The 23812-nt window shown below is 67.9% G+C and carries 15 protein-coding genes; 7 read left to right on the forward strand and 8 right to left on the reverse strand.

Annotation, left to right across the window (positions count from 1 at the left end):
* Positions 1–148 precede the first annotated feature (148 nt).
* The 4 genes from H3H39_RS13135 to H3H39_RS13150 are packed head-to-tail and all read left to right on the forward strand — an operon-like array spanning position 149 to position 6981.
* Positions 149–1042 (forward strand): hypothetical protein, encoded by an 894-nt coding sequence (locus H3H39_RS13135; protein WP_182153849.1) that lies wholly within the window; start codon positions 149–151, stop codon positions 1040–1042.
* Positions 1039–1839 carry an ABC transporter permease gene (locus tag H3H39_RS13140; RefSeq protein ID WP_311196912.1) on the forward strand — a complete coding sequence of 267 codons (801 nt, stop codon included), beginning with the start codon at positions 1039–1041 and terminating at the stop codon, positions 1837–1839. Before H3H39_RS13135 ends, H3H39_RS13140 begins: the two co-directional genes overlap by 4 nt.
* Positions 1840–1864: 25 nt before the next feature.
* A complete protein-coding gene (locus tag H3H39_RS27630; RefSeq protein WP_220461536.1) occupies positions 1865–3184 on the forward strand; it encodes a class I SAM-dependent methyltransferase in 1320 nt (439 codons plus the stop codon).
* Positions 3184–6981, forward strand: a complete 3798-nt coding sequence (locus tag H3H39_RS13150; protein WP_182153850.1) for a glycosyltransferase — start codon at positions 3184–3186, stop codon at positions 6979–6981. The genes H3H39_RS27630 and H3H39_RS13150 overlap by 1 nt, the downstream gene beginning before the upstream one ends.
* A gap of 81 nt (positions 6982–7062) precedes the next feature.
* Here the strand turns inward: H3H39_RS13150 and H3H39_RS13155 are convergent, their stop codons facing one another.
* The 5 genes from H3H39_RS13155 to H3H39_RS13175 all read right to left on the reverse strand — a co-directional run bounded on the left by H3H39_RS13155 (position 7063) and on the right by H3H39_RS13175 (position 12916).
* On the reverse strand, positions 7063–7902 hold the full coding sequence (locus tag H3H39_RS13155; protein ID WP_182153851.1) for a transposase: 840 nt from the start codon (positions 7900–7902) through the stop codon (positions 7063–7065).
* A gap of 60 nt (positions 7903–7962) precedes the next feature.
* Positions 7963–9699 carry a glycosyltransferase 87 family protein gene (locus tag H3H39_RS13160; RefSeq protein ID WP_182153852.1) on the reverse strand — a complete coding sequence of 579 codons (1737 nt, stop codon included), beginning with the start codon at positions 9697–9699 and terminating at the stop codon, positions 7963–7965.
* Positions 9700–9726: 27 nt separating this feature from the next.
* Positions 9727–10134, reverse strand: coding sequence for a GtrA family protein (locus H3H39_RS13165; RefSeq protein ID WP_182153853.1), 408 nt, complete (start codon positions 10132–10134; stop codon positions 9727–9729).
* A 13-nt stretch (positions 10135–10147) separates the two neighbouring features.
* The gene (locus tag H3H39_RS13170; protein ID WP_182153854.1) at positions 10148–11092 is read right to left on the reverse strand and encodes a glycosyltransferase family 2 protein; all 945 of its coding nucleotides are present in this window, start codon (positions 11090–11092) and stop codon (positions 10148–10150) included.
* 165 nt (positions 11093–11257) lie between these two features.
* Positions 11258–12916, reverse strand: a complete 1659-nt coding sequence (locus H3H39_RS13175; protein ID WP_229218022.1) for a DEAD/DEAH box helicase — start codon at positions 12914–12916, stop codon at positions 11258–11260.
* Between the two features lie 309 nt (positions 12917–13225).
* Here H3H39_RS13175 and H3H39_RS13180 point away from each other — a divergent pair, with 309 nt between their 5' ends.
* Together H3H39_RS13180 and H3H39_RS13185 are read left to right on the forward strand one after the other, a co-directional pair.
* Entirely contained in the window at positions 13226–16507 is a 3282-nt protein-coding gene (locus H3H39_RS13180; RefSeq protein ID WP_229218023.1) for a ligand-binding sensor domain-containing diguanylate cyclase, read from the forward strand.
* Between the two features lie 10 nt (positions 16508–16517).
* The gene (locus H3H39_RS13185) at positions 16518–16700 is read left to right on the forward strand and encodes an oxidoreductase-like domain-containing protein (protein WP_182153855.1); all 183 of its coding nucleotides are present in this window, start codon (positions 16518–16520) and stop codon (positions 16698–16700) included.
* Positions 16701–16901: 201 nt separating this feature from the next.
* Here H3H39_RS13185 and H3H39_RS13190 read toward each other — a convergent pair whose 3' ends face one another.
* Both H3H39_RS13190 and H3H39_RS13195 read right to left on the reverse strand, forming a co-directional pair.
* Complete coding sequence (locus tag H3H39_RS13190; protein ID WP_182153856.1) at positions 16902–18683, reverse strand: alkaline phosphatase family protein; 1782 nt, start codon at positions 18681–18683, stop codon at positions 16902–16904.
* A gap of 98 nt (positions 18684–18781) precedes the next feature.
* Positions 18782–21061, reverse strand: a complete 2280-nt coding sequence (locus tag H3H39_RS13195; protein ID WP_182153857.1) for a TonB-dependent receptor — start codon at positions 21059–21061, stop codon at positions 18782–18784.
* A gap of 301 nt (positions 21062–21362) precedes the next feature.
* Between H3H39_RS13195 and H3H39_RS13200 the strand changes: the two genes are divergently transcribed.
* Positions 21363–21689 carry a hypothetical protein gene (locus H3H39_RS13200; RefSeq protein ID WP_229218024.1) on the forward strand — a complete coding sequence of 109 codons (327 nt, stop codon included), beginning with the start codon at positions 21363–21365 and terminating at the stop codon, positions 21687–21689.
* Between the two features lie 10 nt (positions 21690–21699).
* Here the strand turns inward: H3H39_RS13200 and H3H39_RS13205 are convergent, their stop codons facing one another.
* A complete protein-coding gene (locus H3H39_RS13205) occupies positions 21700–23733 on the reverse strand; it encodes a methyl-accepting chemotaxis protein (RefSeq protein WP_182153859.1) in 2034 nt (677 codons plus the stop codon).
* Positions 23734–23812: the final 79 nt, after the last annotated feature.

The following is a 23812-nucleotide window of genomic DNA, read 5'->3' on the forward strand; positions in this document are numbered from 1 at the left end:
TTATGGCGTGATGCCGGAACTGACCCCACACACTGACCCCACACAGTGGGAACTGACCCCACACAGAAATTAACATCCGCACAACGTTGCGGGCGCGCCAGTTTTTCACGCTATAATCGCCGGTTGCCCCGCTGCCCCCTATTTCGACATGGATTTACTGGTTACCACTTCGCAGTCCCTGCTGCTGCTCGACACCGACACCGGTCACGCCGTCCGGCTCGACAGCGGCCGCGGCTTGTATTACGGCCTGGCCCGCCACGGCGACCATTTGTACGTGGCCGCCCGCAACCGGCTGGTGTCGTCCACCGTCGATGCGGCGCTGGAGCGGGGCGAGATCCTGCTGTTCGACCGCGCGCTGCGCCCCTGCGGCGCGCTGCAGGCGCCGTTCCCCCTGCGCGACCTGCACGAAATCGCCTGGCACGACGGCAAGCTGTGGGCCACCGCCTCGCATGACGACATGGTCGCCATCTACGATGGCCAGCGCTGGGAGCAATGGTATCCGCTGGACTGCCGCGAGCAGGGCGATGTGCACCACTTCAATTCCTTCATGTTCGAGGACGGCCTGGTGTGGGTGCTGGCGCACAACCGTGGCCCCAGCGAACTGCTGGCGTTCTCGCTGGACACGCGCGCGCTGGCGCGCCGCGTGGCGCTGGGCAATTGCGGCCACAACATGTGGCGCGAACATGGCCAGTTGCTGACCTGCTCCTCGGCCGAGAGCCGGCTGCTGGGCGAACAAGGCTTGGTACTGGAGACGGGCGGTTTCCCGCGCGGCGTGGCCAGCGATGGGGTGGACCGCTGCGTGGGCGTATCGGCCCTGGCCGAACGGGCCGAGCGCGACTTCAGCGACGGCCAGGTGCAAGTGTATGACCAGCAATGGCGGCTGCGCCACACCATCGATCTGGCCGGCGAAGGCCTGGTACTGGACTTGCTGGCGCTGCCGGCCGGCTTCGGCCTGGGCCCGCTGCGCCGCGCCGGTGTCGCACTGGCCCGCCATTGGCCCGGTGCCGTGGCCGCGCCCCGCTTCCAGGTACGCCGCGCATGAGGATGCCCGCCCTGCTCGCCAGCGTGTGGCGCTACCGTGGCTTCGTGCTGGGCAGCGTGCGGCGCGAATTCCAGGCCAAATACCGTAACTCCCTGCTGGGCGCGCTGTGGACGGTGCTCAATCCCTTGGCCATGATCATCGTCTACACGGTGATCTTCTCGCAGGTCATGGGCAGCCGCCTGGCCGGCGATGGCGCGCCGTTCGCCTACAGCATCTACCTGTGCGCCGGCGTGCTGACCTGGGGCTTGTTCGCCGAGATCACCTCGCGCAGCCAGTCGGTGTTCATCGAGCACGCCAACCTGATCAAGAAGCTGCAGTTCCCCCGCATCTGCCTGCCCATCATCGTGGTGCTCAACGCGCTGGTCAACTTCGGCATCATCTTCGGCCTGTTTACGGCCTTCCTGGTGCTGTCGGGCAGTTTTCCCGGCTGGGCCTACCTGGCGCTGCTGCCAGTGCTGCTGATGCTGGTGCTGTTCGCCATCGGCCTGGGCATGATCCTGGGCGTGCTCAACGTGTTCTTCCGCGACGTGGGGCAGTTCTTCACCATCCTGCTGCAATTCTGGTTCTGGTTCACTCCCATCGTCTACCCGGTGGCCACGCTGCCGGCCGCCGTGCGCGACCTGCTGGGCTGGAATCCGATGGCGGCCGTGATCGGCGCCTGCCAGACCATCCTGGTGCACGGCCAGGCGCCGCAGTGGCGCAGCCTGCTGCCGATCGCCGTGCTGGCCGTGCTGAGTTGCGCACTGGGCCTGCGCCTGTTCCGCCGCCGCGCCGGCGAGATGGTGGACGAACTGTGATGGCGCGCCGCCAGGAGAAGACCGCATGAGCCAGACTTTTTACCGCGCTTTCGAGGACCGCTACCGTGGTTCGCGCGAGCTGATCAAGCACCGGCTGGGCGCCTACCGCCCCTTCCTGCTGCCGCTGGTGGCGCTGGATGCGCCGGCGCTGGACCTCGGTTGCGGCCGTGGCGAATGGCTGGAACTGTTGGCCGAATGCGGCCTGCAAGGACGCGGCGTGGACCTGGACGCCGGCATGCTGGCGGCCTGCCGCGAACGCGGCCTGAATGTGGCATTGGGCGATGCGCTGGCCGCGCTGCGGGCCCAGCCCGACGCCAGCCTGGCGCTGGTATCGGCGTTCCACCTGGTCGAGCACTTGCCGTTCGCGCTGGTGCAGGAACTGATCACCGAGTCGCGCCGCGCACTGCTGCCGGGCGGGCTGCTGATCCTGGAGACACCCAACCCGGAAAACCTCACCGTGGGCGCGGCCAGCTTCTATCTCGACCCCACCCATGAACGGCCGCTGCCGCCGGCGCTGCTGGAGTTCGCCGTCGACTATGGCGGTTTCGAACGCCACCGCGTGGTGCGCCTGCAGGAAGACCCGGTGCTGCACGATGAAGCGGCCGCCGTGGGCCTGATCACGGTGCTGGAAGGGGTCAGCCCGGACTACGCCGTGGTGGCCCAGCGCGCCGCCGCGCCGGCGGTGCTGGCCGCGCTGGATGCGCCGTTCGGCGCCGACTACGGTGTGGGCCTCGGTCAGTTGGCGCAACGCTACGAACAACAACAGGAGCGCGACCGCGCCAGCCTGCACCGCGGCCTGGCCCAGGCCAACACGGAACTGGACGCGCTGCGCGGCGGCGTGGCCATGGTGGCCGGCGGGGTGCAATCGCTGGTGGGCACCACGGACCAGCTGGCGCAGCAGCAGGCGGCCTTGCACGCCGAACTGAGCGACCGCCTGGGCCGGCTCGAAGCGCGCGGCGCGCAACTGGAGCAGCGCATCATCGACATGCTCAACAGCCGCTCGTGGCGCGTCACGGCGCCGCTGCGCTGGGCCACCGACCAGGCCCGCGCGGCGCGCGGCGCATGGCGCCAGTTCCGGTTCCGGCTGGCGCCGCGCCAACGCGCCCGCGCGTTGCTGCTGGCCACGATGCGGGCCGTGCTGCGCCGGCCCCGCTTCGCGCGCGCCGTGCGCGGCGTGGTGGCGCGCTTCCCGGCGCTGCAGGCGCGCCTGTACAGCCTGGCCTACCAGCCCGCGCATACGGGCGCTCCCGCCCCCATACCGGAATCGGAACAGCAGCTGTCGCCACGCGCCCAGCACGCCTATCAACAACTGCAACAAGCGCTGGCCGCGAGGAAGAAACCCTGATGCGCATCGTGATCGACCTGCAAGGAGCCCAGTCGGAAAGCCGCTTTCGCGGCGTGGGCCGCTATTCGCTGGCGCTGGCGCTGGCCGTGGCCCGCAACGCCGGCGAGCATGAGATCTGGCTGCTGCTGAACGGCGCGCTGGCCGACGCCATCCCCGACCTGCGCCACGCCTTCGCGCAACTGGTGCCGTCCGAGCGCGTGTGCGTGTTCGAGCCGGCCGTGCCGGTGGCCGCGCTGGCGCCGGCCAACGGTCCGCGCGCGCGCGCCAGCGAACTGCTGCGCGAACACGTGCTGGCCGAACTGGAGCCGGACATGGTGCTCGTCACCAGCCTGTTCGAAGGCTATGTCGACGACAGCGTGACCTCGATCGGTTGCCACCTTGGGGCCGAGCGCACGGCCGCCATCCTGTATGACCTGATCCCCCTGCTCAACCCGGCCGCCTACCTGCCATCGGCGCCCCAGCAGGACTATTACCGGCACAAGATCGCCTCGCTCAAGCGGGCCGGCCTGCTGCTGGCCATCTCCGACTATTCGCGCCAGGAGGCGCTGGACGCGCTGGCCCTGCCGGCGCGCCAGGTGGTGGCCATCTCCACCGCCGTCGACAGCCAGTTCCACCCGGCCCCGCTGGCCGACGCCGAGCAAGCCGCGCTGCGCCAGCGCTACGGCCTGACGCGCGCCATGCTGATGTACGCGCCCGGCGGCTTCGACGCGCGCAAGAACATCGATGGCCTGATCACGGCCTTCAGCCTGCTGCCGCCGGCCGTGCGCAGTGCGCACCAGCTGCTGGTGGCCAGCAAGGTGGGCGAGCATGACCGCGCCACGCTGCTGACCCATGCGCGCCGCTGCGGCCTGGGGCCGGACGAACTGGTGCTGACCGGCTATGTGGACGACGCCACCCTGATCGCCCTGTACCGCAGCGCCACCCTGTTCATTTTCCCGTCCAAGCACGAAGGCTTCGGCCTGCCCGCGCTGGAAGCGATGGCCTGCGGCGCGCCCGTGATCGGCGCCGACAACACCAGTATCCCCGAAGTGATCGGCTGCGACGAAGCCCTGTTCGACGCCGGCTCGCCGCCGGCCATGGCCACCAAGCTGGCCGAAGTGCTGGGTGATCCGGCCATGCTGGAACGCCTGCGCGCGCACGGCCGCCAGCAAGCGGCCAAGTTCTCGTGGGATATCTCGGCCCGGCGCGCGCTGCGCGCCATGGAACAGCATGTGGCCACGCTGGCCGGCGCGGCCGCCGCCACCACCCCGGTACCGATGCCGATGCCGATGCCGGCGTCCGCGCGCAAGCCGCGGCTGGCCTTTGTCTCGCCGCTGCCGCCGGAACGCACCGGCATCGCCGACTACGCGGCCCAGTTGCTGCCGGCCCTGACGGCCCACTTCGAGATCGAACTGGTGCTCAAGCAGGAGCAGCTCACCTTGCCGCCGGCGCTGGCCGCGCTGCCGCGCCGCACGGTGGACTGGTTCGCCGAGCATGGCGCCGGGTACGACCACATCCTCTACCAGTTCGGCAACAGCCCGTTCCACAGCCATATGTTCCCGCTGCTGCGCCAGCATCCGGGCGTGGTGGTGCTGCACGACTTTTTCCTCAGCAGCGTGCTGGTGTATGAACAGTTATCGGGCCTGCTGCCACATGCCTGGAGCGAAGCGCTGGCCGCCCATGGCTACCCGGCCCTGCGCGCCGGCCTCGGTGGCGGCGCCGACGCGGCCGAAGCGGCCAAGCGCGATTATCCGGGCAACCTGCCCGTGCTGCGCGACGCCAGCCACGTGATCGTGCACTCCGACCATGCCCGCGTGCTGGCGCGCCAGTGGTATGGTGCGCAGGCCGACCGCGACTGGAGCGTGGTGCCGCTGCCGCGCGCCGCCCCGCCCGCGCGGGATGGCGCGCGCGCTGCCGCCCGCACGGCGCTGGGTATCCGCCCCGGCGCCTACCTGGTGTGCAGCTTCGGCTTCATCGCCCCCACCAAGCTGACCCACGAGCTGGTGCAAGCATGGCTGGCCTCCAGCCTGCATGACAACCCCGATTGCGAACTGGTGCTGGTGGGCGCCAACCACGGCTCCGAATACGGCCTGGAACTGACGGCCATGCTGAGCGGCGCGGCGGGCCGGCGTATCCGCATCGCCGGCTGGACCGACGAAGCCGACTACCAGCGCTACCTGCAAGCGGCCGACGCTGCCGTGCAATTGCGCGCCGTGTCACGCGGCGAAACCTCGGCCGCCGTACTTGACTGCATGAACTACGGCTTGCCCACCATCGTCAACGCCAATGGCTCGATGGCGGCCCTGCCCGACGATTGCGTGCTCAAGCTGGACGACAGCTTCACCCCAGCCGCGTTGACCGCCGCGCTGGAAACGCTGCATGGCGACAGCGCGCTGCGTGACGCCATGGGCCAGCGCGCGGCGGCCCTGCTGCAACGCGAGCACAGCCCAGAACATTGTGCCGCCCTGTATGCGCAAGTGCTGGCCAACGTGCGTCCCGGCCGCCCCGCCCTGCTGCGCGCGCTGGCCGAGGTGGACGGACTGGCCGAGGATGGCCTCTTGCAGCGCCAGCTGGCGTGCGCCATCGCGGCCGCGCCCGATCCGCTGGCGCCGCGCCAGTTGCTGGTGGACGTGACCACCATCGCCCGCCACGACCTGCGCACCGGCATTGAACGGGTGGTGCGCGCCGAGCTGCTGGAACTGCTGCAACTGCAGCGGCCGGGCTGGCGGGTGGAACCGGTCTACCTGTGCCAGGAAGACGGCCGCTGGCAGTGCCGCTACGCGCGCCAGTACACCTACGCCCTGCTGGGCCTGGACCCGCGCACCACCCATGACCCGGTGGCCGACGTGCGCGCCGGCGACCAGTACTACGGCGCCGACTTCGCCCCCGGTCCGGTGGGCGGGGCCGCCGCCGACGGCCTGTACGCGCGCTGGCGCGCGCGCGGCGTGCACGTCAGCTTCGTGCTGTACGACCTGCTGCCCGTGCTGCGCCCCGAATTCTTCCCGCCCGGCGCCGACGCCGGCCACGCCGCCTGGCTGGCCACCATCGCCGCGCAAGCCGACCAACTGGTGTGCATCTCGCAGGCGGTGGCCGACGACATGCGGCGCTGGCTGGCGGCCCACCCGCTGGCCGACGGCGCGCGCCGCACGGCACTGCAACTGACGGCGCTGCATCTGGGCGCCGACCTGGCCAGTGCACCGGGCCAGGCGGGCATGGACGCCGCCCCCCATCCGCTGCTGCCGGCGCTGCGCGCGCGGCCCAGCTTCCTGATGGTGGGCACCATCGAACCGCGCAAGGGCCACTTGCAGGCGCTGGCCGCGTTCGAGCGATTGTGGGCCGATGGCGTGGATGCGCAACTGGTCATCGTCGGCAACGAAGGCTGGAAGCCGCTGCCGGCCGCCGCCCGGCGCACCATCCCCACCATCGTACGGCGGCTGCAGGAGCACCCGGAACTGGGGCGGCGTCTGCACTGGCTGCAAGGCCTGGACGACGCGGCGCTGGAACAGGTGTACGGCGCCTGCGCCTGCCTGCTGCAACCGAGCGAAGGTGAAGGTTTCGGCCTGCCGTTGATCGAAGCGGCCTGCCGCGGCCTGCCGCTGCTGGCGCGCGACATCCCCGTGTTCCGCGAAGTGGCGCACGACGGCGCCAGCTACTTCAGTGGACTGGAAGGCGAGGATCTGGCGCGGGCCGTGCGCGCCTGGCTGGCCCAGCACGCCGAAGGCCGCCATCCCAAGCCTGACGCCATCCGCTGGCGCACCTGGCGCGAGACGGCAGCCGAACTGCTGGAAGTGCTGGGCGAACCGCGTCATCAGCGCTGACCAGTCGGGACGGTGCAGGCCGGCCGCCGTGGTGGCACGGCCGTTGTAGGGTGGGGTCAGTTCCGGCAATCGGCCATATCGTCACTTCGCTTCGAACTTCCTCACTGCGCGGTTCACCGTTCGCAACGAAATACCGAAGAACTCGGCAATTTGTCGCATGGTGTACATCGTAGAGAAATACGCGCGGAAGATCGCCTCATCGCGGTCAGGGAATTGGCGCTGATACTCATCAAGTGGCCAGCCCACCGCGCGCCGCTGCGCCTTCCCGACATCGCGCAGAGAGTCTTGCACGGAATCATGATGGTAACGTGAAGTAAAGGCCGCATCGCCCAAAATGAGCTGGTAACTCACCTGTTTCAACGGACTATCCCGTCCAATGCCATCCATCACAAATTGCATGTAACGCTGAATAGCCTCGCCGCGCGTCGAACCGAACTGGCTCAGCAACCAGCCACTGTCCAGCCACGCAGGCGCCTTCCGAGCCCCCACTAAAAATGGATGGCTGCTCCACGGCCACTCCAGCAGCGAATGCACCAAGCGGGCCCGCAACGGGTTCAAGACCACATACCGCGAGAGCTCCAGCAAATGGCTCTCTTTTTGCACCAGGATGGCCTTGTAGCGCCCCTGGAAAAGGTGGCCGACAAGACCGTGCCTGCGATTGAAATGCTGCGTATATAGACCATTTAACTGCCGCATTCCTTGCGACAGGTTGCCTTCAACAGTTTCAATCAGCACGTGATAGTGGTTCGTCATCTGGCAATACGCGTAGATGACGAAATTGAACCGGCCGCAGACGAGCTCCAAAGTTTCAAGCCATGCCCGACGATCGGAATCATCGCGATAAATTGCCTCACAATGATCGCCGCGCGAGGTGACGTGATATAGCGCACCGGCAAATTCCAGACGAAGTGGACGTGTCATGCGTCCACCCTAATCCTCGCAACTAAAAGGTGCCTTGATTTACCGCAGCCGCAAATGAGCTTATGGCACGATGCCGGAACTGACCCCGCTTGTGACCCCGCTTGCTGGCGCCGGCGGGGTGATCCGGCACAACTGGTAAGGCTGGCGGCTGCTGCCCACGTAGGCTGAATAGATCTGGCAGCTGTCATCGTGCAGCGTGATGCCGTAACGGTCCAGGATCACGCGCGCGCGGCGCACCAGGTCGGCCTGGTGCTGCAAGGCGGCCTCCCGTTGCTCGGGCGGCGCCACGTCGGGCTCGGCGCCGCTGGCCGTCAACATCACATACATCGGGCCGCTGCGGGCGGCCATCATGTCGGCCACCCGGCGCGCATAGGCCGCCGATTCGGGGAAGCCCGAGCCCAGCGAGACGAACGCCAGCTCGCGCGGGAAGAACTGCACCATCCAGCCCAGCGGCGGATCACCTTGCACCGTGATCACCATGCTTTGCGCCGGCGCCGTGATAGGCGGCACGTCGGCGCGCGCGGCCGCGCGGGCCCAGCCGGCGTGGCCCCAGTTCGATACGGGCCAGATCGCCACGGCGGCCAGCAACAGCGCGTAACCGGCCACGCCGCGGGCGACCTGGGCCGGCATCAAGCGGTGCGCCACCAGCCACAGGGCCAACGGCGCCAGCAGTTCCAACGGCACCAGGTAGCGGTAGATGCCAAACAAGTTGAGCCAGCCCAGATAGGCCAGCGCGCAGAACACCAGCAGGAAGCCGATGCGCTGGCGGCGCGGTGTGAGCGCCGGCAGCTGGCCCAGGATCGCGGCCCGCAGGGCGCGCACGGCCAGCGCGAGGAAGGCCAGGTACAGCATCGGCCAGATCAGCTGCGTCATCGAAATCTCGATCACGCGCTGCGGATGCAGCGTGAAGATGAACGGCCACAGCAGGCGCTCGGCCCAGCCCTTGGGCAGCCAGCCGGTGTCGCCGATGCCGATCGGCGCCGCCAACGCCGCGTGGAAGCGGTCGTTAAACTGCGGGAACAGCGGATTGCCGAACTGCTGCCACATGCGCCAGTACCAGTGGCCAGCCGTGATGCCGATGCCACCCAGTACCCCCACCCCAAACACGAAGGCGGCCCGCACGCGGCGCAGCAACCCGCCCCGCACGCCCAGCAGCGCCAGGCACAGGGCCACGGCGTAGGTGGCGTTGGTCAGCTTCAGGCCGCAGCCGGCGCCCATCACCAGGCCGGCCAGCAGTGCCACCGGCAAGGCCTTGCTCGAGGCCAGCTGCGACCAGGCCTGCAGCAGCAACAGCAGCGCGCCCAGCACGCACAGCGAGGTCAGGTTGTCGCCCATGGTGTTGCCCAGCTCGGACAGGAAACCCGGTCCCAGGCAGCCGGCCAGCGCCAGCAACAGCGCCAGGCGGTGCGCGCCGCGGTCCAGCAGCAAACGCGCCAGCGCCAGCAGCAGCACGAAGTTGAGGCCGTGCAGCCAGCCCATGACGAAGCCGACGGCGGGCGCCGGCAGCACCCGGTTCAGGCCGTAGTACAGCAAGTCCAGCGTCGGATTGAAATAGCTTTGCCACTGCCCCGGCGCCAGGTCCAGCCCGATCTTGCCGTTCATCAGGGCGTAGGGATTGTAGAAGTGGTAGTTGTGCAGGTCCCAGTTGTCGTCCTGGCCCCGGGCCAGCGACAGCAAACCAAACGCCAGCGGCACCAGCCAGGCGGCCGCGCGCGCGACAGCGGGTTGATCGAGCGCCTGCCACAGGCGGCGCCAGGCGCCTTCCAGCGCCAGCAAAGAGGAGCGGAGTGGATTCATCGGGACGGGACGGCCGGCGCCGTCCGGTTAGCGTTGAAAGACAAAGAATTTGGCGCTGGCGAAATTGAGCATCATGCCCGCCAGCGAGCCGCAGCCCACGGCCAGCATCGGCACCAGCACCGGCGGCATGGGCGGCCAGTCGCGCAGCAGCCACACGGCCACGCTGTAGACGGCGTAGTTGAGCAGGCCGCCGCCGGCCATGGCCAGCAGGTAACGCCACCATTCCAGCCACACGGAACCGGTGCGCTCGCCGTGGAAGGTGTAGCGGCGGTTGATTTGCCAGGTGACCCACACGGCGCCCAGGAACGACAGCACGCGGCCGGCGTAAAAGCCCAGCCCCAGTGCCAGCGCCAGGTACAGCAGCGCCACGTCGGCCACCAGGCCGGCCACGCCGGCCACGGCGAACCACAGCGCCTCGCGCCTGATCCGGCTCATCGCGCGCGCCGTCTCAGGCTGGCCCGGCGCCGGGCGCCGGAATGGCCAGGTAGGCGAAGCGCTTCTGCTCCACGCGGCCCTTGGTGACGGTGTCGAGGATCAGGCCGCACGACAGCAGGATCACGCCGAACAAGCCGAGGCCGGAGCACAGGATGGCCGTGGGCAGGCGCGGCACCAGGCCGGTCTGCAGGTAGGTCTGCAGCAGCGGCACGGCCAGCCCCAGCGACGTCAGCGCGCACAGCAGCGCGCCGATCGAGAAGAAGGCGAACGGTTTTTCCGTCTTGAACAAACGCAAAATCATCCACAGGATGCGGATACCGTCACGGTAGGTGTTGAGCTTGCTGACCGAGCCTTCGGGACGGGCGCCGTACACGGTGCTCACTTCGGCCACCGGCATGCGCAGTTCCAGCGCGTGCACGGTCAGTTCCGTCTCCGTCTCGAAGCCGGCGGCGTGGGCGGCGAACGACTTGACGTAGCGGCGCGAGAACACCCGGTAGCCCGACAGCATGTCGGTGAAGGTATTGCCGAACACGGCGGCCACGAAGCCGGTCAGCATCTTGTTGCCGAAGCGGTGGCCGAAACGGTAGGCTTCCTGCTCGGTCGACACGCGCGTGCCCACCACCATGTCCAGCCCTTCGCGCACCAGCTTCTCGGCCAGTTGCGGCGCCACGCTGGCGTCGTAGGTGTCGTCGCCGTCGACCATGATGTAGATGTCGGCTTCGACGTCGGCGAACATGCGCCGGATCACGTTGCCCTTGCCCTGCAGCGGCACTTTGCGCACGATGGCGCCGGCGGCCAGCGCCACGCCCACGGTGTCGTCGGTGGAATTGTTATCGAACACGTAGACCGGAGCGCCCGGCAGGCAGGTGTTGAAGTCGCGCACGATGGCGGCGATGGTCAGCGCTTCGTTATAGCACGGCACCACAATCGCAATGCGTTGATTGGAAAGGATAGTCACTCGCTGTCGTTCAATCTGAATAGGATGAAAAAAAAGCCCCGCGACGGGCCCTGCGCGCCGCAATTTTACCAAATTGGCAAAACTGCGGATTCTATACGATATTTCGCTCAGGCACTAACGCGCGCGCTGCCGGGCCAGCGCCGCGGCGGCTCGCCCGCGGTCGCGTCAGGACTTGGGCAAACCGCCCAGCAAGGCGGCGATCTTCTGCTTGGGCTTGCTGGTTGGCGCGCTGTTGAGGGCGGCGGTCGGCGCCGGTGCGGCGGCCTTGGCCGGCTCGTACGGCTTGAGGAACCACGGATCGACTTTGTCGCGGCGGGGGCCGGCGCCGTTGTAGGAAGGCGCGGGACGGGGGCTGCGCTCGGCCACGCGGGCGGCCGGGGCACGGGAATCGCTGTCGGCCGGACGGCGCGCGCGGCGCTCGCCATGGCGCTCGTCGCCGCCGCGCGTGGTGCCGGGCGTGAAGCCGTCCAGCGTACCGCGGCGGATGGTTTGCTTGATCAGTTTTTCGATGTCGGCCAGCAGGCGCTCATCCTTGTCCGAATAGATGGAGATGGCGTCGCCCGACGCGCCGGCGCGGCCCGTGCGGCCGATGCGGTGCACATAGTCTTCCGCGTTGTACGGCAGGTCGTAGTTGATCACGCACGGCAGGTCGGAGATGTCGAGCCCGCGCGCGGCCACGTCGGTGGCCACCAGCACGTCGATCTCGCCCTTCTTGAACGCGTCCAGCGCGGCCATGCGCTCCTGCTGGGTCTTGTCGCCGTGGATGGCCGATGCCTTCATGCCTTCTTGCTCCAGGCCGCGGGCCAGGCGCGAGGCGCCGATCTTGGTGTTGGAGAACACGATCACTTGCTTGAGGTCGCGCTGGCGCAGCAAATGGGCCACCAGGTCGCGCTTCTGCTCGTCCGGCACCTTGTACACCACCTGGGTCACCTTGTCGGCCGTGGCGTTGCTGCGCGCCACTTCGATCGTCAGCGGGTTGTTGAGGAAGGTGTTGGCCAGTTTCTTGATCTCGGGCGAGAACGTGGCCGAGAACATCAGGTTCTGGCGCTGCTTGGGCAGCATGTTGATGATGCGCTGCAGGTCGGGCAGGAAGCCCATGTCGAGCATGCGGTCGGCTTCGTCCATGACCAGCATCTGCACCTGGCCCAGGCTGATGTTCTTCTGCTCCACGTGGTCCAGCAGGCGGCCCGGGGTGGCGATGACGATTTCCACGCCGGCCTTGAGGATCACGGTCTGGCCCTTCATGTCCATGCCGCCGAACACCACGGTCGAACGCAGCGGGGTGTGCTGGGCGTAAGCCTTGACGTTGTCGGCCACCTGCACCGCCAGTTCGCGGGTCGGGGTCAGGATCAGCGCGCGCACCGGGTGGCGCGCCGGCGACATGCTGGCGCTGGCGTGGGCCAGCAGCATCTGGATGATGGGCAGCGCGAAACCAGCCGTCTTGCCGGTACCGGTCTGGGCCGCACCCATCACGTCGCGCCCTTGCAGCAGCACGGGAATGGCCTGGGCCTGGATCGGGGTCGGGTGCACATAGCCCTGGTCGGTCAGCGCGCGCAGGATCAGCGGCGACAGGCCGAAGTCGGCGAAGCGGACCTGCTCGGCCGGCGCGGCGGCGGGGGCGGCGTCCGGCGCGGATGCGGCAGGTGCGGCGGCGGCCACAGGTGCGGCGGTTGCGGCTGGGGCAGGGACTGGGGCAGAGGCTGGCGCAGCGACTGCGGCGGCGGGCGCGAAGTCACCCGTCGCGGTAGCAGCCACGTCGACGGCGGCCGGTGCGGGCTGCGATGGGGCGGTACCGGGGGTGGAAATGATCTCGTTTTCAGACATAGTAGGGTTCGGCCTCCGTCCAGCGGTCAGCCATGCTTTCTTCAATTAACAACATTTTCTGCGAACGACTATCCAACTGGCCAAACGCACCTTGACTCGCCACGGCGGGCAATGCGGACACAGGGGGAAACGGCGGGACTGGCAGGGCGCGCCGCGGCGGCTTGACCGCGCAGCCAGCGCGGTGAGTGCCCGTCCTGGCGCGCGCAGACGTGGATACAATATCAGCGGCGTAAACTATACCCTAAATCGCCACAACTGCCCACGAAAACAGCACGCCATGGCCAAACTATTGCAGCAATGGAATGTATAATGACCATTCCGTCCAGCAATTTGAAGCCCCGGCCCCGTCCCGGCGCGCCCCGCCCTCCCCGGCTGGCGCCGCCGCGCCGCCGCCCCTCCACCATGCACCAGCCGCCGCCGCTCCGCCCGGAGCGCTACTCCCCATCCTTGCTGAGGCGCTGCCTTGCCGCGCGTCTGGCGCTGTTGGTGGCGACAGTGGCGACCGTGGCTTCGGTGGTCTTGATGGCCTTGGTGGCCTTGGTGGCCTTGACGCCCCTGGCGTCCGCGTGGGCCGGCGTGCCGGCGCTGCGTTTCCAGAAGCTGGGCCCGCTGGGCAACGACGAACCGACCATGCTGGCCCTGCTGCAGGACCGCCAGGGCTATGTGTGGGTGGGCACCCTCAGCAACGGCCTGTACCGCTACAACGGCTACCACGCCGTCAAGTACGCGCACCGCGCCGGCGACGCGCACAGCCTGCCCCACAACCGCGTCTCGGCCCTGTTCGAGGATGACCAGGGCCGGATCTGGGCCGGTACCCAGGATGGCCTGGCCCGCTACAACCCCGAGCGCAACGACTTCACCGTCTACGCGCCGCCCTCGGGCCCGCACAACCACCGCATCATCAAGGCCATCCGGTCCGATGGCGGCCACGGCATGTGGCTGGCCAGCTGGGGCGGCCTGCAGCACTTCGACCCGGCCACGGGCGCCTTCACCGTCTACAGCCACGACCCGGCGCGCCCCGACAGCCTGGCCAGCAACGACTTGAACGCGCTGGCGCTGGACCCGCTGGGCGGCGTGTGGGCGGCCACCTGGCCCGGCGGGCTGGACTACCTGGCGCCCGGCGCCACCAGCTTCGTGCACCGCCAGGCCAACCCCACGCCCCAGGCCGAAACGCGGCGCAACATCGTGCGCGCGCTGCAGTTCGACGCCAGCGGCGCGCTGTGGATAGGGACCGAGGCCGGCATGCTGCGCTGGGACGGCCGCGGCCCGTGGGAAACGCGCACCGTGGTGGCGGCGCCGGCCAGCCGCGTCACCGGCTTCTACCTGGACCGCCAGCACACGCTGTGGGCCACCACGCTGTCGGCCGGCCTGCTGCGCTGGAACGATGCGGCCAGCCGCTTCGAGCGCTTCCACCACGCGCCCGACGATCCCTACAGCCTGCCCAGCGACAACCTGAAAGCCGTGATGCAGGACCGCGGCGGCATGTTGTGGGTGGCGTCGTACACGGACGGCATCAGCCTGGCCAACCTGTCGAGCGCCGGCCTGGCCCGCTACGTGCCGCTGCCGCCCGTGGGCGAGGCGGCCAACGCCAGCAACGCCATGCTGGCCATGGCGCGCGCGCCTGACGGCCGCCTGTGGCTGGGCAGCGATAGCGGCCTGAGCCTGTATGACCCGGCCAGCAACCGGGTGCTGCGCAACTACCGGGCCCAGCCCGGCAAGCGCGGTGCGCTGAGCCAGGACATCGTCTACAGCCTGTACCAGGACGTGGCCGGCCACGGCCCGCTGTGGCTGGGCACGTCCGACGGCCTGAACCGGCTGGAGCGGCCCGACGGCCCGTTCCAGGTGGTGCGCTTCGGCGATCCGGCCAGCGACTACATCAACGCCATCGCGCCCGGCGCCGGCGGCGTGCTATGGCTGGCCACCGGCAACAGCCTGATCAGCTACGAACCGGCCAGCGGCGCGCGCCGCGTCTACCGCCACGATCCGCAGGACAGCAACAGCCGCAGCGTGGATGGCGCCTCGGCCGTGCTGGAGGATGGCGCCGGCCGGGTGTGGGCCGGCTCGGAATGGAATGGCGGCGGGCTCGATGTGCTCGATCCGGCCACGGGCCGCTTCCGCCATTACACCCACCGCGACGGCGACCCGGCCAGCCTGAGCGACGACAACGTCTCCAGCCTGCACCAGGATGGCCGGGGCCGGATCTGGGTCGGCACGGGACGGGGCTTGCACCTGGCCTTGCCGCAGGCCGATGGCGGCCTGCGCTTCCGCTACTACGGCGCCGCGCTGGGCGGCGAAAAAGTGCTGGCCATCCGCGACGACGCCAAAGGCCGCATCTGGTGCAGCACGCTCACCGGCCTGTACCGGCTCGACCCCACGTCCGGCCAGGCCAGCCACTACACGGCCACCGACGGGCTGACGGAAGGCTTCATCATCAATTCGGCCGTGGCCGGCGCCGACGGCGACCTCTATTTCGGCAGCGTGCACGGGCTGACGGCCGTCACCCCGGACGCCGTGCGCAGCAGCTCGGTGGCGCCGCAAGTGGCGATCAGCGATATCAGCGTGTTCAACCACTCGATCTACGACGGCAAGCTGGGGCCGGGCGTGACCGTGACCGGGCCGCTGACGGCGCCCACCGCGCTCACGCTGTCGTCGCAAGCGTCCGTGTTCTCGCTGGAATTCTCGGCCCTGCACTACGCCGACCCGGCCGCCAACCGCTACGCCTACCAGTTGCAAGGCTTCGACCGCGACTGGGTGGAAACGGACGCGGCCCACCGCAGCGCCACCTACACCAATCTCAATCCCGGACAATACGTGTTCCGGGTGCGCGCCGCCAACCATCGCGGCGTGTGGAGCCCGGAGCCGGCCACGCTGCTGGTGACGATCGAACCGCCGCTGTGGCAAACCTGGTGGTTCCGGGCGCTGGCCGGCGTGCTGGCGGCGGCGGCCCTGCTGGGCGCGCACCGCTGGCGCATCGTGCGGCTGACGGGCCACCAGCGCCAGCTGGAACAACTGGTGACGGCCCGCACGGCCGAACTGGAGGAAAGCAACCGCAAGCTGGCCGCGCTCAGCACCACGGACGGCCTGACGGGGGTGCGCAACCGGCGCGGCTTCGACGCGGCGCTGGCGGCCGAATGGCGGCGCGCGGCCCGCACCGGCCAGTCGCTGGCCCTGTCCATGCTCGACGTGGACCACTTCAAGAAATACAACGATCGCTACGGCCACCTGGCCGGCGACGCCTGCCTGCAACAAGTGGCAACCTTGATCATGGCCCATGGCCGGCGCACCAGCGACCTGGTGGCGCGCTATGGCGGCGAGGAATTCGCGCTGCTGGCCGCCGCCACCGACGCCACCGACGCCTTTGGCATCGCGGAAACCATCTGCGCTGAACTGGCGCGGCTGGGGCTGCCGCATGACGGCTCGCCGTTCGGCACCGTGACCATCAGCGTGGGGGTGGCCGTGATGGTGCCCACGGAAGGCCGCACGCCCGACATGCTGGTGCGCCTGGCCGACCGCGCGCTGTACCAGGCCAAGGAAAAAGGCCGCAACATGGCGCTGCTGGCGCTGCCGATGGAGGAAGACGAGTTTGAATGAGAACACCACGATGACAGAACAAGCAGCGCGCCCGGCACCGGACGATCCCATGCCCGAGGCGCCGGAGCCGCCCGATCCCAACGCCTGCTGCCACAGCGGCTGCGCGTACTGCGTGGAGGATTTGTACGCGGAAGAACGGGCGCGCTACCTCGCCGCGCTGGCCGCCTGGCATCTGCGCCACCCAGCCAAGTAGCAAATCGGAAAAATCGAAAATCGGGGTCAGTTCCGGCAACCTGCCAAAAAATCGGGGTCAGTTCCGGCAACCTGCCAATGAGTGGCGTGATGCCGGAACTGACCCCGCTTCTTCCGTGATGCCGGAACTGACCCCGCTTCTTCCGTCCAGCCAAGCAAAACGCGGTTTCCGTTCTGGTTTTCTGGTGGCCTTGCTTATGCGTTACGGCTGACCGCTACCCGCCCTCGCCGCGCTGTCGCGCTTGCGCTTGACGGCCAGCGTGCCGGCAGCGCGGAAATCGAACAGGTTCATCAGGTCGCCAATGGCGGGCCGGTTGGCCGGGACGTAGGGATCGCCGGCCACATGCACGGGATTGGGCAGGTTGTCGCGGCTGCGGGCCGACAACGGCGGCAAGGCCCAGTTGCGTTCGATGAACTTGGCGATCGAAGCATGGTCGTAATAGGTGTGATCCACGGCGCCCTTGCGCGCATACGGCGAAATGGCGATCAGCGGCACCCGCGTGCCATCGCCAAAAAAGTCGATCAGTTGCACGTAGCCGGAATCGTAATAGCCGCCGCCCTCGTCGAAAGTAACCAGGATGGCGGTCTTCTTCCATAGCGCCGGATTGGCGCGCACCCGTTCCAGCACGTCGGCCACCAATTGGTCGAAGCTGGGCTGCATGGCGTAGCCGGGATGGCCGGAGATGCTGTCGTACGGGGCGATCACGGCCACTTGCGGGAACGTGGCCTCGTCTTTCACGTCCACGTAGAACTGCATCAGGTCGACCAGCTTGTCCTTGTCCGGCCCCGTCATGGTGGAGCGGAAGAAGGTGGGCGTGTCGCACATGCCGCAGTATTCCCTGTCCACTTTGACGCCATCGTTGCGCCCGCCGCTGTACCACTTCCACGCCACGCCGCCGGCCGTCATGGCGTCGCCGATGTGGGGCATGGTTTGCGGCGGCAGCAGGAATTTGTCGTCGCCCAGCGCCAGCGGCTGGCCCAGCGGCGCGTAGGACGGCTCCATGTTGTTGACCATGTACCAGGCGCCAGGCGCGCAATTGCCGTCATTGAAGGCGCGGTACGGCAGCTTGGCCAGCAGGCCATGGATGCCGGCCACGCCCGGCTGCGCCGGGTCGGCGCAGTTGACGTAGCTGCCGCCCCGGTAGCCGTCTTCCACGTACCAGTTGTTGGTGCCGGGCTGGGCGTTGGGGTTTTCGATCTGTTTGATGGGTGGCGTGGCCGGCTGGCCGTTGGCGGCGTCGGTGTACACGCCCACGTCGGCCGTGGCCAGCGCAAAGTAGTTGGCCGTGGTGCCGCCCATCACGGGCTGGTGGTAGTTGTCGGCGATGGCGTACTGGTCGGCCAGGCGCTTGAACAATGGCGCGTCGCCGGCCGCCATGTTGTAGTAGCCCATGGCGATGGCGCCCTGGCGGGTCTTGCCGGGCGCCAGCGGGAACGGGTTGCTGGGGCCGGGGCCGGTCTGGTCGGCCACCCACACGAACAGGTCGTGCTTGCCGCCGTTGACCTGCTGCCACATCTGGAAGAAGCGGTGGGTGGGGTCACCCGTGTGGGCGCCGTAGCTGACGTGGCGCGTGATCTGGAATGGGCCGTTGGGCAGGTCGGCCGGGAAGCGCGCGTCCGGCACGTCCTGGCGCTGGCCGAAGGCGCCGGCCGCCCACGGTTGCGGCAACTGGCCGTAGACGCCATTGAATTCCGGTGTGGGCGTGTAGGCGCCGGTGGACAGGCCCAGCTTTTGCGCCGCGTCGCGGAAGCGCGGACCGGGCGTGCCGTCGCGGTTGACGATTTTTTTCGACAGCAGGTTGGCCACGCTCTGGCCGCGCGTGGGCTCGTACACGCCGTACAGGTTGTCGAAGGTGCGGTTCTCGCCCACCAGCACAATCACATGTTCGATCGGGGTGGTGGCGGTGGCGGCCAGGCAAGCTGGCGCGAAGCTCAACGCGGCCAGGGCAGCCAAGGTGGACGTGGTCGAACGGGATATGGGCATGACTCTCTCCAATGAAAGACAGCGCGGCGAGGCGCGCCACGGCATCGCTGCCGTGGCGTCCCCGCCGCGCCGTGAACGGCTAGCTTGCGATCGTGCCCTTACAGCTTGCCGCTCAGGGTCAGGAAGGCCTGGCGCGGCGCGGCCGATTGCAGCGTGGCGAAGGTGCCGGTGGCATCGGAGGCGGTGAAGCCGTTGGTGCCGATCGAGCTGAAGTACTTCTTGTCGAACAGGTTGGTCACGTTGAACTGCAGCGACAATTCCTTCAACATGCCCACGGGTTTCAGTTTATATCCAGCCGACAAGTTTGCCACCCAGAACGAAGGCACGGCGCCATCGTTGAGGTAGGTGTAGTAGCGCTTGCCCGTGTACTTGGCGCCCAGGCGCGCGAACCACACCAGGTTATCGTAGCCCAGTTCCGTGTCGAACATGGTGCGCGGGGTGTCCACCACTTGCTTGCCGCTCACGGCCACCACCTTGCCGTTATCCAGATAGTTCGATTTGTACTTGGAGTCGTTGTAGGTGAAGGTATTGAACCACGCATAGCCCGGCAGGAACTTCCATTCGGCCACCGCTTCCAGGCCCTTGGTTTCCACCTTGCCCACGTTGACGAAGGTGCTCGGGCAGCCGGCGATGCCGACGCAGGTGGCCACGTTCAGCTGGCGGTCATCGAAATCGGCGTGGTAGATGGCCAGCGAGCCTTGCAGGTCGCGCCGCTTGAAGCGGTAGCCCAGGTCGACGTTGACCGAGGTTTCAGGCTTGAGGTTGGGGGCGCTCTGGTTGAACACGGCCTGGGGCTGCGAGAACGGGCCGTTCACGCCCGGCTGGAAGGCACGCATGTTTTGCGAGGCGGAAGCGAACAGTTCGTCGTCGCGGCTCAGGGCGTAGTTCAGGCCCAGTTGCGGCAGGAAGGACTTGGAGGCCACCAGTTCGCCACCGGCGCGGCCGTCCACCAGGTTGGTGGCATCGATGGTCACTTTCGGGCTCTTGAAGCCGGCATTGATCTTCAGCTTGCCGTCCAGCGCGCGGTAGGTGTCCTGCAGGTAGAACTGGGTGGTGGTGGTGGTGAAATCCTGCTTGAAGCCCGTCTTGAACGGGTTGCTCAGAAAGTGGTTGGTGTCTTCCGGACCGCTAACGGCGTAGAAGTTGCGGGTCAGGCGGTGCAGGCTGCGCTCGCCCCAGATACCGGCGGCGACGGTGTGCCGGCCCCAGTCCACGGTCAGGTCGTTGACCAGGCCGTCGCGGCCGATCGAATACTCGGTGGTGCGGATCGCGATCGGCACGGTGGGCGAGGAGTCCTGGTAAGGCGTGTACCAGTGGCCCTGGCCTTCATTGCTGTGGTGATAGTAGCTGGTCTTGAGCCAGGCCGCGGGCGCGAGCTTGAGCTCCACCGACAGGCCGCCCAGGCTGTCCTTGCGCAGGCCGCGGCCGAGGAAGTAAGCGTCGTCCTTGTTGTTGTCCGGTCCGGTGAAGATATTCTTGGCCGCGTTCACGGCGCGCTGCCAGTCGGGTGCGTAGTTGTCCCAGTTGTAGCCCAGGCGCTGCGCCATTTCCAGCGACAAGTCCTGGTAATCCGTTTCCTTGCGGTTGGAGGTGTTGTAGAAGGCCGTCAGCGTGTTCTCGCCGAACTGGTGTTCCACCCGCGTGTTGATCTGGTCCTGGTCCTGCGAACCGGCGCCCTTCCACTTGTCGGCGCGCTGGCGGGTGCCGCTGACGAACAGCTTGGTGGCGTCGTTGATCAGGCCGCTGTCCAGGCGCACGAAGGTGCGCGAGGTGCGGTCCGCGCCCACGGTCTGGTTGACCGTCACGCCGCGCTCGTCGGTGGGGGCCAGCGTGATGAACTGCACCGTGCCGCCCAGGTTGCTGGTGGAGGCCGTGCCCAGCGCGCCGGCGCCTTGCGAGATGGCCACGCGGCCGATGTTTTCGGCCGAAACGGCGCGGCTGATGTGCAGGCCGTTGTTGTTACCGTAGCTCATGTCGCCGAGCGGGAGGTCGTCCAGCGTGAAGCCCAGCTGGCTCTGGTTAAAGCCGCGCACGCTGAAACGGGTCGACCATTCATAGGCGCCGAACGGGTCGGACGACTGGAAATTCACGCCCGGCAGCTTCTCCAGCGCCTTCAACGGACTGGTGCCCGGCAACGCCTTGGCCAGTTCCGCGTGGTTCAGGTTCTGCACCTGGCGCGACTGGCCCTGGCCCAGGACTTCCACCACCTGCGCCGGGGCGCCGGCGGCACCCGCCACGGCGGCTTCCGCCTGGCCGGCGGCGGCGGCGACGGCGGCCACGTCAGCCACCTCGGCCGCGTCCGGCGCGGCATAGGCGTAGCAGGCCAGCGATTGCAGGACCAGCAGGCAGATCGGTTTTAAACGGAGATGCTGTTGCATGATAGGACTTTCGTACGTTGATGGGAGAAGTTGCGGATATCCGCGCTCCGGCAAACTTGCCGAAAACAAAACTTGCAGGATTGTAGGAAGGGGATGTGACAGCTGCGTGACGGTCACGTGACAGTTCGATGACCAATGAATAATTTTGCCATTCGGACAAAACTACATCGGGCCCATGGATGCAGGCGGCGCGAGGTGTGGCGGCCGTCACCGGCCGGCGCGCGGGGGCGGCTAGAGGAATGCCTCCAATGTGCCGATCTGGGGTAAGCTAGGCGTTCCCCGACGTCACTGTGGAATGCATATGTGGATCAAACGTAGTGTGGCCGCGCTGCTGGCGGCCGTGATGGCGCTGCCGCTGCTGGCTGGCGCCCGCCCGTTCCCGGCCGACATCAAGCGCGGCCGGATGACGCCCGGTTATTACCCCGACCTGACCATGGATGGCCAGCCGCGCAAACTGTCGCCGGCGGCCCGCATCTTCAACCAGGACAACATGATAGAAATGCCGGCCAGCCTGCGTGGCAGCGGCATACTGGTGTACTACACGGAAGACGCCAACGGCGATATCAAGGAAGTGTGGATCCTGACGGACGAGGAAGCGGCGCAGGGCATGCCCGCGCCGTCCCGATAAGGCCCCCGCCTCAGGAATGCGATAAGGCCTTGGCCTGGCGGCCAGCCACCGGCGCCACCGCGCGCGCGGTGGACCGCGTGGACGTGGCTGCGGCGACCGCACGCTGGCCATCGTCGTCCAGCCGGAACACGCTCATCGACGCGATCAGGCTTTCGGCCTGTTCCTGCAGGCTGGCCGAGGCGGCCGCCGTCTGTTCCACCAGGGCCGCGTTCTGCTGGGTCATGTCGTCCATCTGGGTGACGGCTTCGTTGACCTGTTCGATACCGCTGCCCTGCTCGGCCGAGGCGGTGGCGATCTCGCCCATGATGGCCGTGATGCGCTCGACGCTGCCCACGATCTCACCCATGGCCTGCCCGGCGCGGTCGGCCAGCCGGTTGCCGGCGTCCACTTTTTCCACGCTCTGGCCGATCAGTTCCTTGATTTCCTTGGCCGCCGCGCCCGAGCGCTGGGCCAGGTTGCGCACTTCCGACGCGACCACGGCGAAGCCCCGGCCCTGCTCGCCCGCGCGGGCCGCTTCCACGGCCGCGTTCAAGGCCAGGATGTTGGTCTGGAATGCGATGCCGTCGATGGTGGCGATGATGTCGACGATGCGGTGCGAACTGGCGTTGATCTCGCTCATGGTCTGCACCACCTGCGACACCACTTCGCCGCCGCGGCTGGCCACGGTGGAGGCGTTCACCACCAGCGCGTTGGCCTGGCGCGCGTTGTCGGCGTTCTGGCGCACGGTGCTGGTCAGCTGCTCCATCGACGATGCCGTTTCCTCCAGGCTGGACGCCTGCGCTTCCAGGCGGGCCGATACGTCGGCGTTGCCGCTGGCGATGTCGCGCGTGGCCGCGCCGATGTTGTCGATGCTGGCCCGCACGTCGCTGACGATGGTGCGCAAGCTGTCGTTCATGTGCTTGAGCGCGCGCAGCATCTGTCCCACCTCATTGGGCGCGCCCACGTCGAAGTCCGACACCAGGTCGCCGCGCGCCACGCTTTGCGCCACCGTCACCGCGTTTTGCAGCGGCACCGTGACGGAGCGGGAAATCAGCCAGGCCACGACGCCGGCCAGCGCCAGCAAGGCCAGCATGCTGCCCAGCATCAGCCAGCGGGTGACGTAAAAGTCGGCGATCTTGGTCTTGAGCATGGCCGCGATCTCGGTGGCCGCCAGTTCGTTGGCCTTGAACTGCAGGTCGATGGTCTGGGTCGCCAGGGTGACGTATTGTTCCGGCGAATAGCTCAAATTCTCCGCTTGCACCACCTCGTCATTGGCCACCTTGGTGAAGGCGACGGCGGCGGCGCTGGCCTCGCGCATGGCCGCGCCCAGCTTGCTTTCAATGTCGGGGTTGGCGGCGGCCGCCTTGCCGAACGCTGTCTGGGCCTGGCCCTGGCGGTCGATGACGCGGCCGATATAGCCGGCCAGCCGGACCCGTTCCTCGGGCGTCGCTTCATGGCGGGCCAGCAAGCCCGCGCCCAGCGCGCGCGTCTTGCCCAGCTCCTCCGTCAGGTAGGGCAGCTGGTAATACATGGACTGGATCAACTGGTAGCTGTCCTTGTCGGGGTCCAGGCTCAGGCCGTAGTAATCGCCCACCAGGTCGTTCACCTTGAGCAGCTTGGGCACCAGCGCCGTGTGGGCGGCGAAGCTTTGCGGCACTGTCAGCGTGCGCCCGGCCACACCCGTGCGCAGCCGCTCCCAGTCGGCGCGGGCGTCGTCCCAGGCCGCCGTCACGCCCTTGTCATTGATGCGCTTGACCAGGATATCGACCTTGGCGTACAGCCGGTCGGCCTCGTCCTGCTTGGCCTGGCGCTTGCCTTCCACCCCGGCCACCTGGCCCAGGAACAGGGCCGACAGGCCGCGATGCTGCTGGGTCAACTGGATGGTCTTGAGCACCTCGTCCACATGGGGCACGCCCTCCTGCTCGGCCAGGTAGGCGTCCAGGCTCTTGGCCGCTTCGCGCATGTACAGATAACTGGGGATGGCGGCCAGGATGACGGCGATCAGACTCAGGATCAGGAATTTATGGGGCAAGCGCAGGCGGTTCACCAGTGCAAGGGCGTTCATGTCCACCTCCAGATGTCGACGCGGGCCAGCGATAACTTGCAAAACGGATGTTTCTATTTCTTATGATAATCGCCTGACC

It is taken from the genome of Rugamonas apoptosis, assembly GCF_014042355.1.
GTDB classification, from domain to species: Bacteria; Pseudomonadota; Gammaproteobacteria; order Burkholderiales; family Burkholderiaceae_D; genus Rugamonas; species Rugamonas apoptosis.